Raw genomic sequence first — 14,508 nt, 5'->3', positions numbered from 1 at the left:
TGAGTAGATGTTCAAAATAGGTTTACTTATTTTCTTGAAATAAAATAGATTACTGAAGAGTTAGTTTGAGAAGTTATTTTGGCAAACAAGAAAAGTTTATTAAAAGACCGAAAACGATGAAACTTGTTAGATTTCATGGTTTTCGGTTTATTTTTTTATCTGTTTGAGTTGTTTTTTCAATGCTTGTCGTGCTAGGTTATCAGCGCCTTTATTTTTACTTTCAGGAATCCATTGTAAAAGAAACAATGAAAATTCTGGAAGAAGTCTTTGGATTGCTGACAAGTAGGGTTGAAATAAGTCGTTCGTTGTAAAATTTTTATCAATGGTGGAAACTAAGGTTTTACTATCCGAATAACAAAAAATCGTTTCAGTATTCAAAGTCTTTTCCTTTAAAATCTCTAAAGTTTTTAAAAAGACTTCGAATTCTGCTTCGTGATTTGAACCATCAGAAAGAGGAACAGCTAACTGTTCATACCGGTTTTCTCCAAGAATTATGATACCGCCACCACTTGGCCCAGGGTTGCCTTTTGTTGAAGCATCAATGTATACTCGTAACATGAATATCTCCTTTTTAAAATAAAATAGTGTTATGATATGATTATAGCATTATTACTTATCATGCGAGGTTAGACAATGAAAAAAATTATTCGCTGGCAACCAGAACTGGCACAGTCGATCATCTATTGGTCATTGACGTTGATTATTTTCTTTTTCAGCTTGATTTTGTCTCTTGAAAATACGAGACCTTATTGGAAAAGCAATGTAGTCATGGGCATTTTTGCTGTGTTTTTATTGTTAGGGTTACGTCGTTCATTTGTATTAGAAAAAAATTCAATCAAAATTCGCTATGCTGCTTTTTGGAAAGACAAAAAAATAACGTTACAGCAAGTTGAAAAGGTTGCTCCACATGATCATGGTTTAGAGTTGAAGTTAGCAGATGAGTTAGAGCCGACAATCTATTTATTACGTGCAAAAGATCAAGTGTCTGTTCGTAATTATTTTACAGGGGCTTCACAAGAAGTGTTTGTGAAACAGTCACGAAAAGATAAATAGAAAGAGCAGATCAAATAGTGCTCATAAACAAATGAGAAGAAGGAGTTGAGGATTTTTGTCTGCAACTCCTTTTTAGTTCGCTAAAATAATAAAAAAGTTGAGACAAAAAATGTCTCAACTGTGATTTTTTTATTCATTTATTTTGTAGATTTACTTATAAATAGTCTCAACTAGCTTAATTTTTTAACATGAGCTGCTTGTGTTCCACGATTGCCTTCAATAATCTTAAACTCCACTGCTTGGTTTTCTTCCAGACTCTTAAAGCCCTCTTCCTCGATTGCGGTAAAATGGACAAAAATTTCCTCCGTTTCATCATAACTGATAAACCCGTATCCTTTTTTATTGTCAAACCATTTCACGATTCCTTGGGTCAAAGCACTCACGACCTTTCTTAAAATCTACCATAGCCACATTATAAAGAGTATTTATAAGTACGTCAAATAAATGAAAGAGATATCTATTCTATCTTTTTATTTCAATTGAAAACGTGTATAATAAAAATAACTTAACAAAAAGTGTTTAAATTGAATTAAAGTTCGTGTAAAGGGGTAGTTTGATGAAGAGTGATTTACAAATTTCACAGGAAACTGACTTAAAACCGATTGTTGAGATAGCAGATAAAGTGAATCTTGGCTATGAAGACTTGGAACTGTATGGAAATTACAAAGCAAAAATAAATTTTTCGGCAATTGAGGGGCTAAAAGAAAAGCAGGATGGCAAATTGATTTTGGTCACATCAATTAATCCAACTCCTGCGGGGGAAGGAAAGTCAACTGTTACAGTTGGCTTAGGAGATGCACTAAATCAGATCAATAAGCAGGCAGCAATCGCTTTAAGAGAACCTTCGTTAGGACCCGTCATGGGGATTAAAGGTGGGGCAGCTGGCGGTGGTTACGCACAAGTTTTACCAATGGAAGATATCAATCTACACTTTACTGGCGATATGCACGCTATTACAAGTGCGAATAATGCACTGTCAGCTTTTTTAGACAACCATATCCATCAAGGAAATGAATTACAGATTGATGCCAGACGTGTGATTTGGAAACGAGTGGTTGACTTGAATGATCGCGAGTTACGGCAGGTGATTGTCGGTTTAGGTGGACCAATCCAAGGTGTACCAAGAGAAGATGGCTTTGATATTACTGTAGCCAGTGAAATCATGGCAATTTTGTGTTTAGCCACTGACTTAGATGACTTAAAGGCGCGACTATCGCGTATCGTTATTGGTTATACTTTTGACAAAGAACCTGTCACTGCAGGTGACTTAAAAGTAGAGGGAGCTTTAGCTTTACTGCTAAAAGATGCGTTAAAACCAAATTTAGTTCAAACGATTTATGGAACACCTGCGTTTATTCATGGGGGACCGTTTGCCAATATTGCCCATGGATGTAATAGTATTTTAGCGACTAAAACAGCTTTGAAATTAGCTGATTATGTGGTTACGGAAGCAGGATTTGGTGCGGATTTGGGTGCGGAGAAGTTTCTTGATATCAAAGTTCCTAATTTGAAGAAAGCACCAGATGCAATTGTAATTGTTGCAACGATTCGTGCGTTAAAAATGCACGGAGGCAAACAAAAGTCAGAATTACTTGAAGAGGATTTATCTGCTTTGAAGGCTGGATTTGTTAATTTGAAACGCCACATTGAAAATATGCGTTTGTACGATATTCCTGTGATTGTAGCAATCAATGAGTTTGTTACGGATACGAAAGCGGAATTTGCTTTGCTAGAGGAGTTATGTGAAAACCAAGGTATCTTAGCTAAACGTGTCAGTGTATGGGAACAAGGAGCACTTGGTGGTGTGGATTTGGCGAAAGCTGTAGTAGACCTAATTGCTGAACAAACAGCTGACTATCAACCGTTGTATCAATCAACTGCGACGATTATGGAGAAGGCAGAGACAATCGTCAAAAAGATTTATGGTGGTCGAGGTGTTCAATTTAGTAAAAAAGCACAGAAACAAATCGAGGAGTTTGAAAAAAATGGGTGGAGTGACTTACCAGTCTGTATGGCAAAAACGCAGTATTCATTTTCAGATGATCCAACGTTGCTTGGAGCACCAACTGATTTTACGATTACGATTCGAGAATTTGTTCCAAAATTGGGAGCTGGTTTTTTAGTAGCGCTCACGGGTGATGTGATGACGATGCCGGGATTGCCAAAAAAACCTGCAGCGTTAAATATGGACGTAACAAATCAAGGAGAAGTCATCGGTTTGTTTTAATATTCAATGAATGATTCAAAAAAGTGGAAGGTATGACAAAAGTTTTGTCAGGCCTTCTTTTTCTTTTTCATTGTTGAGTTTTAAGTTATACTAAAGCATAATAGGAGGGGCATTATGAAAATAAAATTCACCAGAAAAACTGGTTTTTATGGAATGGGAAGTTCTATTCGACTACAAATTAATGGAAAATCTATTTACTTAAATCAGCAAGACAGTGTGGAAGTAGAGGTAGCCGCTCCACTAACGATGCAAGTATCGTTTTTTTGGTTAAAAAGTGCAGTTTATCAAATAGCATTGCCGAAAGATGCGTATGTTATTACGATGAACTTACTTCTATTGCAATTGTATCCGGTACTTTTTTTCTTCACGAGTTTGAGTGCCATTTATTTTAGTAATCTATTCTATAGCTTGGTAGCTGTCATTGGCATGATTGGCTTCTTTTTCTTCATTAAAAACCAAGCTTATGTCATCAAGGAGGACACTAGTGAGTATGAGTAACTCTGATGTATTTTTAAGTAGCTTCAATCGTATTGAGAAATGGATGCGTGAAGAAATGGGGAACACGCGTAATATGGGCTTTACCGAATTAGTCCGCCGATTGGCTCGCAAAAAAGGGTCGATGGTGCGTAAATATGAAGAAGATTTATTTCAAATGGCGCAATTAAGAAACGCAATTGTTCACGAAAGAATTTCTGAAGACTTTGTCATTGCAGAGCCAAATGACTGGGCAGTTGATAAGATTCAAGTCATTGAGGAGGCATTGATCCGTCCAGCTACGGTGTTACCAAAGTTTGCGAAGAAAGTGACTGGTTTTGATAAAAATATTCCTTTACTTGATTTGTTAGAGACGATTGCTCAAAAACGCTATTCACAATTTCCACTGTATAACAAGGGAAAATTTGAAGCATTGATCACTTTACGAGCGATTGGGTTTTGGTTGGCGAAAGAAAGCCAACAGGGAGTGATTGACTTAACGCGAAAGCAAGCCAAAGATTTGATTATTGGTGATGGGAAATATACAAACTATCAATTTGTTTCTGCAAACACGAAGATCTACGAAGTTGAGTTGATGTTTCGTGAACAAGGTACACTGGAAGCGGTATTGATTACAAAAGATGGAAACCCTGATGGTAATCTATTAGGGATTATTCGACCAAAAGATATTTTTAAACAAGTAGAAAAGGATTGATCGTGTGTTAATTATATATTGGATAGTTAGTGGCGCTTTGATTGCAGTAGATCAATGGGTCAAATGGTGGATTACAAGTAACTTAGCATTAGGAGAAACACAATCAATGATTCCTGGTGTTTTATCGCTGAATCATATTCGGAATACGGGAGCCGCGTGGAGTATGCTAGAAGGAAAGATGTGGTTCTTTACTGTGGTGACAGTCGTTGCTGTTATAGCAATCATGTATCTAATGATCAAAAATCGGCAGACAGGTGGCCGCTGGTTTATGACTGGTTTGGCATTGATCTTAGCTGGCGCGATTGGAAACTTTATTGATCGTGTTCGTTTAGGTTATGTAGTAGATATGTTCCAAACAGATTTTATGAATTTCCCAATATTCAATGTCGCAGATATTTCATTAGTTTGTGGTGTGATTTGCATATTGATATATATTATTTTAGATGAAAAGGATCAAGTGAAAAAATGACAGAATTAAGAGCAACAATTGAACAAGAAACAGGGCGGATTGACAAAGTTTTAACGGGATTATTTCCTGATTATAGTCGTTCTCAAATCCAACTTTGGTTAAAAGAAGGCGTGGTTGCTGTAAATGGTCAACCAGTTAAGGCAAATTATAAGGTGAAAGCAAAGGATGAGCTTTTTGTAGCGATTCCTGAACCGGAAACGCTAGATGTCATTGCGGAAGACATTCCGTTAGCAATTGTTTATGAGGACGAAGATGTGGCAGTTATCAATAAGCCACAAGGTATGGTGGTCCACCCTTCAGCTGGGCACAGCCATGGAACTTTGGTGAATGCATTGATGTATCATGTCAAAGATTTGTCTTCCATCAATGGTGTGATTCGTCCCGGGATCGTCCATCGAATTGACAAAGATACTTCTGGTTTGTTGATGGTAGCTAAGAATGACCAAGCACATGAATCATTGGCTAAACAATTAAAAGACAAGACTTCTTTACGTAAATATGTCGCATTGGTTCATGGTGAAATTTCACACGATAAGGGAACAATCAATGCACCGATTGGTCGGTCAAAAGTCAATCGTAAGATGCAAGCTGTTCGTGAAGATGGAAAATCTGCTGTTACGCATTTTACTGTACTAGAACGTTTTGAAGGATTTACTTTGGTTGAGCTAAAATTAGAAACAGGACGTACACACCAAATTCGCGTACACATGCAATATATTGGTTTTCCCTTGGCAGGTGATCCTGTATATGGACCAAAGAAAACTTTACCAGGAAATGGTCAGTTCCTCCATGCACAAATGCTAGGGTTCACACATCCTGTCACAGGTCAAGAAATGGTCTTTGAAGCACCACTTCCTGAAGTGTTTGAAAAAACTTTAGAAAAATTAAGAAAAAGTCATTGATTTTTTATGTTAGCAACGGTATAGTATTAACAACGAAAAGCTTAAACGAAAATTAAATAGTAATCCTTTAAGTTTAGTCCCGTGAGGCTAAGAAGGGTGTGAGTAATCGACCATATGGTGCGCTATATGAGAGATGCTCAAGACGAAGTATAGCTAACAGTGTAACTGTATCAGCTATCTATGAACGTACCAAATTGTACAATCAGTCTAAACATACCTCCTGTCCTCTTAGGGCAGGAGTTTTTTTATGCAAAAAAATGGAGGGAAACATCATGCAAACCAAAGAAGTAGTCGATCAAGTAACAATGAAACGAGCGTTGACACGAATTACTTATGAAATCATTGAAAGAAATCACAGCATCGAAGATATCGTTTTAGTGGGAATCAAAACACGAGGGATTTATATTGCTGCTCGGATTGCCGAACGATTGAAACAGTTGGAAGACATCGAAGTTCCAGTTGGTGAGTTGGATATCACTTTGTATCGTGATGACAAAAAAGAACTGGCAGAAGGACCTGAACTACATTCATCAGATGTGCCAGTTTCCTTAGAAGGAAAAGAAGTTATCTTGATTGATGACGTGCTTTACACCGGTCGCACGATTCGAGCAGCAATGGATGCAATCATGGACTTAGGTCGACCAAGAAAAATTTCATTAGCTGTCCTAGTCGATCGTGGCCATCGCGAACTACCGATTCGAGCAGACTATGTTGGCAAAAACATTCCAACATCAAAAGCAGAAGAAATTCTGGTAGAGATGCAAGAGCTTGATGGACAAGATCGTATCATGATTTTAAAAGAGGAAGAATAGGGGAAGAGATATGTCAGAGAAAAAAGAATTTCATAATGATAGTGTCGTATTAGACATTCATGACCGTCCAAAATTAGGCCATTGGGTTGGGTTGAGTTTACAGCATTTATTCACGATGTTTGGCGCAACAGTTTTAGTACCGATTTTAGTCGGGATCGACCCAGGGATTGCGTTAGTCAGTTCAGGACTAGGAACACTGGTTTACTTGTTTACAACGAAGGGAAAAATTCCAGCTTACTTAGGAAGTAGCTTCGCCTTCATTGCAGCGATGCAAATGTTGATGAAAACAGATGGTTACCCAGCGATTGCGCAAGGGGCAATCACTACTGGATTAGTTTACTTGATCGTCGCGTTGATCATCAAAAAAATCGGTGCAGCATGGCTTGATCGAATCTTACCACCAATCGTTGTTGGGCCAGTAATCATGGTTATCGGATTGGGATTGGCAGCAAATGCCGCAAATAATGCAATGTACAACGATGGCAATTACGATTTTAAATACATTGCTGTAGCGCTAATCACGTTAGGTTTGACGATTTTCTTCAACATGTTCTTACGCGGATTTCTTGGATTGATTCCAATTTTGTTAGGAATCGTAAGTGGCTACATTGTTGCCTTACTCTTTGGGATTGTTGATACGCAACCAATCGCAGATGCGGCCTGGTTTGCTTTACCAAACTTTGAAATTCCATTTGTTCAATATGAACCAAAACTATACTTAGGTGCAATTACAACAATGGCGCCAATCGCATTTGTTACGATGACAGAGCATATCGGTCACTTGATGGTACTGAACAAATTAACACGCAGAAACTTCTTTGAAGAGCCTGGTTTGCATAAAACATTGATGGGTGACGGTTTAGCACAAATCGTTGCAGCATTTGTCGGTGGCCCTCCAGTTACAAGTTATGGAGAAAACATTGGCGTGTTAGCAATCACACGAGTGCACAGCGTATTTGTGATTGGTGGAGCAGCATTCTTCGCAGTCATCTTAGGATTTGTCGGGAAACTGAGTGCCTTGATCTTGAGCATCCCTGTACCTGTTATTTCAGGAATCAGTTTTATCTTGTTTGGAGTTATCGCAGCTAGCGGGATGAAAATCTTGATTGAGAACAAAGTAGATTTTGATAAAAAGAAAAACTTATTGATTGCAGCAGTCATCTTGGTTGTCGGTATCGGAGGCTTAGTCTTCCAAGTAGGAACATTCACGTTATCAGCAATGGCATTAGCAACTGTCCTTGGTATCATTTTAAATCTTATCTTACCAGAAACTTCACGTAGCGAAGAAAACTAGGAGGAACATTCATGATCATCCAATCAGAACGTATCAGTTTAAAACATTTATTAACCGTTGAAGCACTAACAGACCAAGAAGTTATGGGCTTGATTCGTCGCGGGCAAGAGTTCAAACAAGGGGCAAAATGGACACCACAAAAGAGCCAATATTTTGCAACTAACTTATTTTTTGAAAATAGTACAAGAACACATAAAAGTTTTGATGTAGCTGAGAAAAAGCTGGGATTAGAAGTAATCGAGTTTGAAGCAAGCACAAGCTCAGTTTCAAAAGGAGAAACACTTTACGATACGGTTTTGACAATGTCCGCATTAGGAGTAGATGTTGCAGTCATCCGTCATGGAGATGAAAACTACTATGAAGACTTGATTCAAAGTAAAACGATTCAATGTTCGATTATCAACGGTGGAGATGGAAGTGGACAGCATCCAACACAATGCTTACTAGATTTGATGACGATTTACGAAGAATTTGGCCATTTTGACGGATTGAAAGTAGCTATCGTTGGTGACATCACACATTCACGTGTCGCAAAATCAAACATGCAAATGTTGAAACGCCTAGGTGCACAAGTTTTCTTCTCTGGGCCAGAAGAATGGTATGACAATGAATTTGAAGTTTACGGGCACTACTTGCCATTGGATGAATTACTCGACCAGGTAGATGTAATGATGATGCTCCGAGTACAGCATGAGCGTCATGATGGAAAAGAAAGTTTCTCAAAAGAAAGCTATCACCAAGAACATGGTTTAACTGTTGAACGGGCGAAGAAAATGCAAAAACATGCAATTATCATGCACCCAGCACCCGTCAATCGTGACGTTGAACTAGCCGATTCATTAGTTGAGGGATTACAGTCACGAATTGTTCAACAAATGAGCAATGGCGTATTTGTCAGAATGGCAATTCTAGAGGCAGTACTAAACGGAAAAGCGTAAAAGTAGGAGGACGAAGACATGAAAACACTCATTAAAAACGGTCAAATCATTACACGAAAAAATGAAACAACACCTGCAGAAATTTGGATTGAAGAAGGAAAAATCAAAGCAATTGGTACGGGATTTTCTGAGACTGAATTTGATGAAGTGTTTGACGCAAAAGGACAACTCATCACACCAGGACTTGTCGACGTACATGTTCATTTAAGAGAGCCTGGTTTTACGTATAAAGAAACGATTGAAGCAGGAACAAAAGCAGCAGCACATGGTGGATTTACTACAGTGTGTGCAATGCCTAACCTAGATCCTGTACCTGATACTGCTGAAAAACTAAGCCAAGTCTATGAAATCATCAAGCGAGATGCAGTAGTGAAAGTTTTACAGTATGCACCAATTACTGAAAAACTCCGAAGTGAAGTTTTAGTCGATCAAGAGGCGCTGATTGACGCAGGTGCTTTTGCGTTCACCAATGATGGTGTTGGTGTACAGACGGCAGGCACGATGTATCTAGCAATGAAAGAAGCTGCAAAAAATAATAAAGCACTGGTTGCCCATACTGAAGATGAGTCCTTATTATTCGGCGGCGTCATGCATGCGGGCGAAAAAGCCGAAGAATTGGATTTGCCGGGAATTTTAAGTGCAACTGAATCTTCACAAATTGCGAGAGACTTAATTTTAGCGGAAGAAACAGGTGTCCATTACCACGTCTGTCATGTCTCAACCAAAGAAAGTGTTCGGATCATCCGCGACGCGAAAAAGGCTGGTGTTCATGTCACAGCTGAAGTTTCGCCACACCATTTGCTTCTGATTGATGAGGATATTCCAGAAGATTTTGGTTTTTGGAAGATGAATCCGCCGCTACGTGGGCGCGAAGATCGCGAAGCACTGATTGAAGGATTACTTGATGGAACAATTGATTGTATCGCGACAGATCATGCCCCTCATGGTCTAGAAGAAAAGAGTCAAAGCTTCTTGAAATCGCCATTTGGAATCGTTGGAAGCGAAACAGCCTTTCAGTTGATTTATACTCATTTTGTTGAAACTGGTATTTTTACACTAGAACAAGTCATTGGCTGGCTAGCGGTTAAACCAGCAGCGATTTTTAACTTGAACGCTGGTACACTAACCATTGGTGCGCCGGCAGATATTGCAGTGTTTGATATCGAACACGAGTATAAAATTGCGAAAGAAGACTTCTTGTCAAAAGGTGAGAATACACCATTCGTTGATTGGACGGTCAAAGGGGAAACATTGTTGACATTCGTTGACGGAAAAATTGCTTGGCAAAAGGAGGTCTAGGAGCAGTATGGATCGATTACTGATTTTAGAAGATGGAACTGTATTTGAAGGACAAGCCTTTGGAGCAGATGCAAATGTTTTTGGTGAAATTGTTTTCACGACAAGTATGACTGGGTATCAAGAAACGATTACAGACCAAAGTTTTAATGGTCAAATCATTACCTTCACTTATCCAATGGTCGGAAATTATGGTGTGAACCGAGATGATTACGAGTCGATTTCGCCGACTTGTAAGGGTGTTGTCGTGAAAGAACATGCGCGAGTGGCTTCAAACTGGCGCAATCAAATGACGTTAGATGCGTTTTTGAAACAAAAAGGGATTCCGGGAATCTCGGGAATCGATACAAGAGCTTTAACGCGGAAAATTCGTGAAGTTGGAACGATGAAAGCAAGTATTGTTGATGCAGGTGATAGCTTTGAACACGCATTTGATCAATTAAAAGCGACTGTTTTAGCAACGAATCAAGTCCAGCAAGTGTCAACCAACAAACCTTATCCAAGTCCTGGAACGGGGAGAAATGTGGTTGTCATTGATTTTGGGTTGAAACATAGTATCTTGCGCGAATTAAGTAAACGAAATTGTAATTTAACAGTCATGCCTTATAATACTGAAGCAAAAACGATTCTTGAACTTGCTCCCGATGGTGTGATGCTGACAAATGGACCAGGCGATCCGAAAGATGTGCCTGAAGCAATCAAGATGATTCAAGAAATACAAGGAAAAGTACCAATTTTTGGTATTTGTTTAGGGCACCAATTGTTTGCACTAGCTAATGGTGCAGACACGTATAAAATGAAATTTGGTCATCGAGGATTAAATCATCCAGTACGAGAAATTGCGACAGGGAGAATTGATTTTACTTCACAGAACCATGGCTATGCTGTTAATGAAAACACGATTGATCCGAATAAACTAATGGTCACTCATATTGAAGTGAACGATGGAACAGTGGAAGGGATTCGCCATCGCGATTACCCTGCTTTTAGTGTGCAATTTCACCCTGATGCAGCACCAGGACCACACGATGCACTACACTTATTTGATGAATTTATGGAAATGATGGATGCAGGAAGGGAGCAATAAGAATGCCAAAACGGACAGATATCAAAAAAATCATGGTGATTGGCTCGGGGCCAATCATCATCGGTCAAGCAGCCGAATTTGATTATGCTGGAACGCAAGCTTGTCTTGCACTAAAAGAAGAAGGCTATGAGGTTGTTTTAGTCAACTCAAATCCTGCAACGATTATGACAGATCAAGAAATTGCAGATCAAGTCTACATCGAACCAATAACTTTAGAATTTGTTTCACGCATTTTAAGAAAAGAACGTCCAGATGCACTGCTTCCAACACTAGGTGGACAAACAGGTTTGAACATGGCGATGGAATTAGCTGAATCAGGAATTTTAGAGGAACTTCATATTGAACTTCTGGGTACGAAGCTTTCAGCAATCGACCAAGCAGAAGACCGAGATTTGTTCAAAAAATTAATGGAAGACTTAAAGCAGCCGATTCCCGAATCAGAAATCGTGACAACGGTTGAGGATGCCGTTGCTTTTGCAAATAAAATTGGCTATCCGATCATTGTCCGACCTGCGTTTACCCTTGGAGGTACAGGTGGTGGAATGTGTGAAAATGAAGAAGAATTGCGAATGACTGCAGAAAATGGCTTAAGTTTATCACCAGTTACGCAATGCTTGATCGAACGCAGTATTGCTGGGTACAAAGAAATCGAATACGAGGTCATGCGTGATTCAGCTGATAATGCAATTGTTGTTTGCAACATGGAAAATTTTGATCCAGTGGGTATCCACACAGGCGATTCCATTGTTTTCGCACCAAGCCAAACATTATCTGATCATGAATATCAAATATTGCGCGATGCTTCACTTTCGATTATTCGCGCATTGAAAATTGAAGGTGGTTGTAACGTCCAGCTTGCTCTTGATCCACATAGCTTCAATTATTATGTGATCGAAGTCAATCCACGCGTTTCACGATCTTCTGCACTAGCAAGTAAAGCGACGGGTTATCCTATTGCAAAATTAGCGGCAAAAATTGCATTGGGTTTGACTTTAGATGAAATGAAAAATCCAGTAACTGGAACAACTTATGCAGAATTCGAACCAGCTTTAGACTATGTGGTTGCAAAAATCCCACGTTGGCCATTTGATAAATTTGAAAATGGAGAACGCGTATTGGGAACACAAATGAAAGCAACAGGTGAAGTCATGGCAATTGGTCGTAACATCGAAGAGTCACTGCTCAAAGCCGTTCGTTCTCTTGAAATCGGGACACATCACCTTGAGCTTCCAGAACTGGTAAACGTGAATGAAGATCAGCTAATTGAAAAAATGGTTCGAGCACAAGATGATCGTCTGTTTTATGTTGCTGAGGCTTTACGCCGGGGTTACCCAATCGAAGAAATCGCTGAGTTAACAAAGATTGATCTCTTTTTCTTAGATAAACTACTTCATATCATTGAAATTGAAGCCCAATTACAAGAAGAACCTTCTAATTTAAGACTGTTGAAATTAGCAAAGAAAAACGGTTTTACAGACAAAAAAATTGCACAGTTATGGCAGACAACACCCGAAAAAATTCGTGAACTTCGAAAAGAAAACCAATTGTTGCCCGTCTACAAAATGGTAGACACTTGTGCAGCTGAATTTGAATCGAACACGCCTTATTTTTATAGCTCGTACGAATTTGAAAATGAAAGTAGCCGCTCAGGCAAACCTTCTGTTTTAGTACTTGGATCTGGTCCCATTCGGATTGGTCAAGGGGTGGAGTTTGACTATGCAACGGTTCATTCAGTAAAAGCAATCCAACAAGCCGGATATGAAGCCATTATTATGAATAGCAATCCAGAAACAGTTTCCACAGATTTCTCCGTTTCAGACAAGCTATATTTTGAACCACTGACTTTTGAAGATGTGATGAATGTAATTGAGTTAGAGCAACCAATTGGCGTTATCGTTCAGTTTGGTGGACAAACGGCAATCAATTTAGGTGAGCCACTAGCAAAGGCTGGTGTGAAAATTTTAGGAACGACGATTAAAGATTTGGATCGAGCAGAAAATCGTGATTTATTTGAACAAGCGTTACAAGAACTAAAGATTCCGCAACCACTAGGAGACACAGCGACAAGCAAGGAAGAAGCTGTAAAAATCGCAACGATGATTGGTTATCCTGTTTTAGTTCGTCCGAGTTATGTGCTCGGCGGACGGGCGATGGAGATTGTAGAAAATCAGCGTGACTTAGAGGATTATATGGAACATGCTGTGAAAGCCTCACCTGAGCATCCTGTTTTGATTGATCGTTACTTAATAGGCGGTGAATGCGAAGTTGATGCAATCTGTGATGGAGAAACTGTCCTGATTCCCGGAATTATGGAACATATTGAGCGTGCGGGGGTCCATTCAGGTGACTCAATGGCAGTGTACCCACCACAAACCTTATCAGAAGAAATCAAAGCAACAATTGAAGATTACACGAAACGATTAGCGTTAGGACTAAACTGTATCGGGATGATGAATATCCAATTTGTTATCCATGAAGAAAAAGTTTATGTGATCGAAGTTAATCCCCGTGCAAGCCGTACCGTACCATTTTTAAGTAAAGTAACTGGGATTCCAATGGCACAAGTAGCGACCAAAGCTATTTTGGGTCAAAGTTTGCGGGAATTAGGTTATGAAACAGGTCTTTATCCAGAAACCGAAGATGTCCATGTCAAAGCACCTGTCTTCTCATTTACGAAGTTACAAAAGGTCGACACATACTTAGGACCAGAAATGAAATCAACTGGTGAGGTCATGGGATCTGATCGAAACTTAGATAAAGCTTTGTATAAAGCTTTCCGAGCAGCTGGTTTAAATCTGCCAGACTATGGTGCAGTTCTCTTTACGATTGCAGACGAAACAAAAGAAGAAGCATTAGGCTTAGCTAAACGCTTTGCAGAGATTGGTTACAGCTTATTAGGTACGAAACACACAGCAGAATTTTTCCGGAACAACGGGTTAATCGTTACGACAGTAGCAAAAATTTCAGAAACAACAACAGAAGAAAATGTAGTCGATATCATTCGGACAGGAAAAGCACAAGTAGTTGTGAACACGATTGATAAAGACCGCGGGAATGCGTCAAAAGATGGCTTTATTATTCGACGCGAATCAGTCGAACACGGCGTACCACTCTTTACGTCACTTGATACAGCAGACGCAATCGTCCGAGTGATGGAGTCACGGGCGTTCTCAACAAAAGCAATTTAAAAACGGTTCGCCTCATTCACTTAGCTCCGAAGAAGTAATTGACAACGAATAGA

14 protein-coding genes are annotated in these 14,508 nt (G+C 39.3%); 12 read left to right on the top strand and 2 right to left on the bottom strand.

Features of this window, described 5'->3' with window-relative positions:
• Nucleotides 1-147 precede the first annotated feature (147 nt).
• The gene (locus AC4BC3_RS07010) at nt 148-558 is read right to left on the bottom strand and encodes a ribonuclease HI family protein (protein ID WP_206908231.1); all 411 of its coding nucleotides are present in this window, start codon (nt 556-558) and stop codon (nt 148-150) included.
• A 75-nt stretch (nt 559-633) separates the two neighbouring features.
• Between AC4BC3_RS07010 and AC4BC3_RS07005 the strand changes: the two genes are divergently transcribed.
• Entirely contained in the window at nt 634-1,053 is a 420-nt protein-coding gene (locus tag AC4BC3_RS07005) for an EbsA family protein (RefSeq protein ID WP_206908230.1), read from the top strand.
• Nucleotides 1,054-1,223: 170 nt separating this feature from the next.
• Here AC4BC3_RS07005 and AC4BC3_RS07000 read toward each other — a convergent pair whose 3' ends face one another.
• Nucleotides 1,224-1,427, bottom strand: coding sequence for a cold-shock protein (locus AC4BC3_RS07000; protein ID WP_206899050.1), 204 nt, complete (start codon nt 1,425-1,427; stop codon nt 1,224-1,226).
• A 182-nt stretch (nt 1,428-1,609) separates the two neighbouring features.
• Between AC4BC3_RS07000 and AC4BC3_RS06995 the strand changes: the two genes are divergently transcribed.
• The 11 genes from AC4BC3_RS06995 (at nt 1,610) to carB (ending at nt 14,455) form a co-directional block, all read left to right on the top strand.
• Nucleotides 1,610-3,280 carry a formate--tetrahydrofolate ligase gene (locus tag AC4BC3_RS06995; protein WP_490466138.1) on the top strand — a complete coding sequence of 557 codons (1,671 nt, stop codon included), beginning with the start codon at nt 1,610-1,612 and terminating at the stop codon, nt 3,278-3,280.
• Nucleotides 3,281-3,394: 114 nt separating this feature from the next.
• A complete protein-coding gene (locus tag AC4BC3_RS06990; RefSeq protein ID WP_206908223.1) occupies nt 3,395-3,778 on the top strand; it encodes a hypothetical protein in 384 nt (127 codons plus the stop codon).
• Nucleotides 3,771-4,469, top strand: a complete 699-nt coding sequence (locus AC4BC3_RS06985; RefSeq protein WP_490467301.1) for a CBS domain-containing protein — start codon at nt 3,771-3,773, stop codon at nt 4,467-4,469. The genes AC4BC3_RS06990 and AC4BC3_RS06985 overlap by 8 nt, the downstream gene beginning before the upstream one ends.
• 4 nt (nt 4,470-4,473) lie before the next feature.
• Nucleotides 4,474-4,938: a signal peptidase II gene (lspA, locus tag AC4BC3_RS06980; RefSeq protein ID WP_490466137.1), complete on the top strand. Its 465-nt coding sequence runs from the start codon at nt 4,474-4,476 to the stop codon at nt 4,936-4,938.
• On the top strand, nt 4,935-5,840 hold the full coding sequence (locus AC4BC3_RS06975; protein ID WP_206908218.1) for an RluA family pseudouridine synthase: 906 nt from the start codon (nt 4,935-4,937) through the stop codon (nt 5,838-5,840). Before lspA ends, AC4BC3_RS06975 begins: the two co-directional genes overlap by 4 nt.
• A gap of 272 nt (nt 5,841-6,112) precedes the next feature.
• Nucleotides 6,113-6,652: a bifunctional pyr operon transcriptional regulator/uracil phosphoribosyltransferase PyrR gene (gene pyrR / locus AC4BC3_RS06970; protein WP_067482259.1), complete on the top strand. Its 540-nt coding sequence runs from the start codon at nt 6,113-6,115 to the stop codon at nt 6,650-6,652.
• 10 nt (nt 6,653-6,662) lie between these two features.
• Nucleotides 6,663-7,946 carry a solute carrier family 23 protein gene (locus AC4BC3_RS06965; protein ID WP_490466136.1) on the top strand — a complete coding sequence of 428 codons (1,284 nt, stop codon included), beginning with the start codon at nt 6,663-6,665 and terminating at the stop codon, nt 7,944-7,946.
• An 11-nt stretch (nt 7,947-7,957) separates the two neighbouring features.
• A complete protein-coding gene (locus AC4BC3_RS06960) occupies nt 7,958-8,884 on the top strand; it encodes an aspartate carbamoyltransferase catalytic subunit (RefSeq protein WP_067482255.1) in 927 nt (308 codons plus the stop codon).
• 18 nt (nt 8,885-8,902) lie between these two features.
• Nucleotides 8,903-10,183 (top strand): dihydroorotase, encoded by a 1,281-nt coding sequence (pyrC, locus tag AC4BC3_RS06955; protein ID WP_206908209.1) that lies wholly within the window; start codon nt 8,903-8,905, stop codon nt 10,181-10,183.
• Nucleotides 10,184-10,190: 7 nt separating this feature from the next.
• Complete coding sequence (locus AC4BC3_RS06950; RefSeq protein ID WP_206908206.1) at nt 10,191-11,267, top strand: carbamoyl phosphate synthase small subunit; 1,077 nt, start codon at nt 10,191-10,193, stop codon at nt 11,265-11,267.
• 2 nt (nt 11,268-11,269) lie between these two features.
• Entirely contained in the window at nt 11,270-14,455 is a 3,186-nt protein-coding gene (gene carB, locus AC4BC3_RS06945) for a carbamoyl-phosphate synthase large subunit (protein WP_490466135.1), read from the top strand.
• Nucleotides 14,456-14,508: the final 53 nt, after the last annotated feature.

The sequence above is a fragment of the Enterococcus sp. AAFC-DPL-6103 genome (assembly GCF_058216595.1).
Note: the sequence above shows the minus strand (reverse complement) of the source record. Positions and strands in the feature narration are given on the sequence as shown.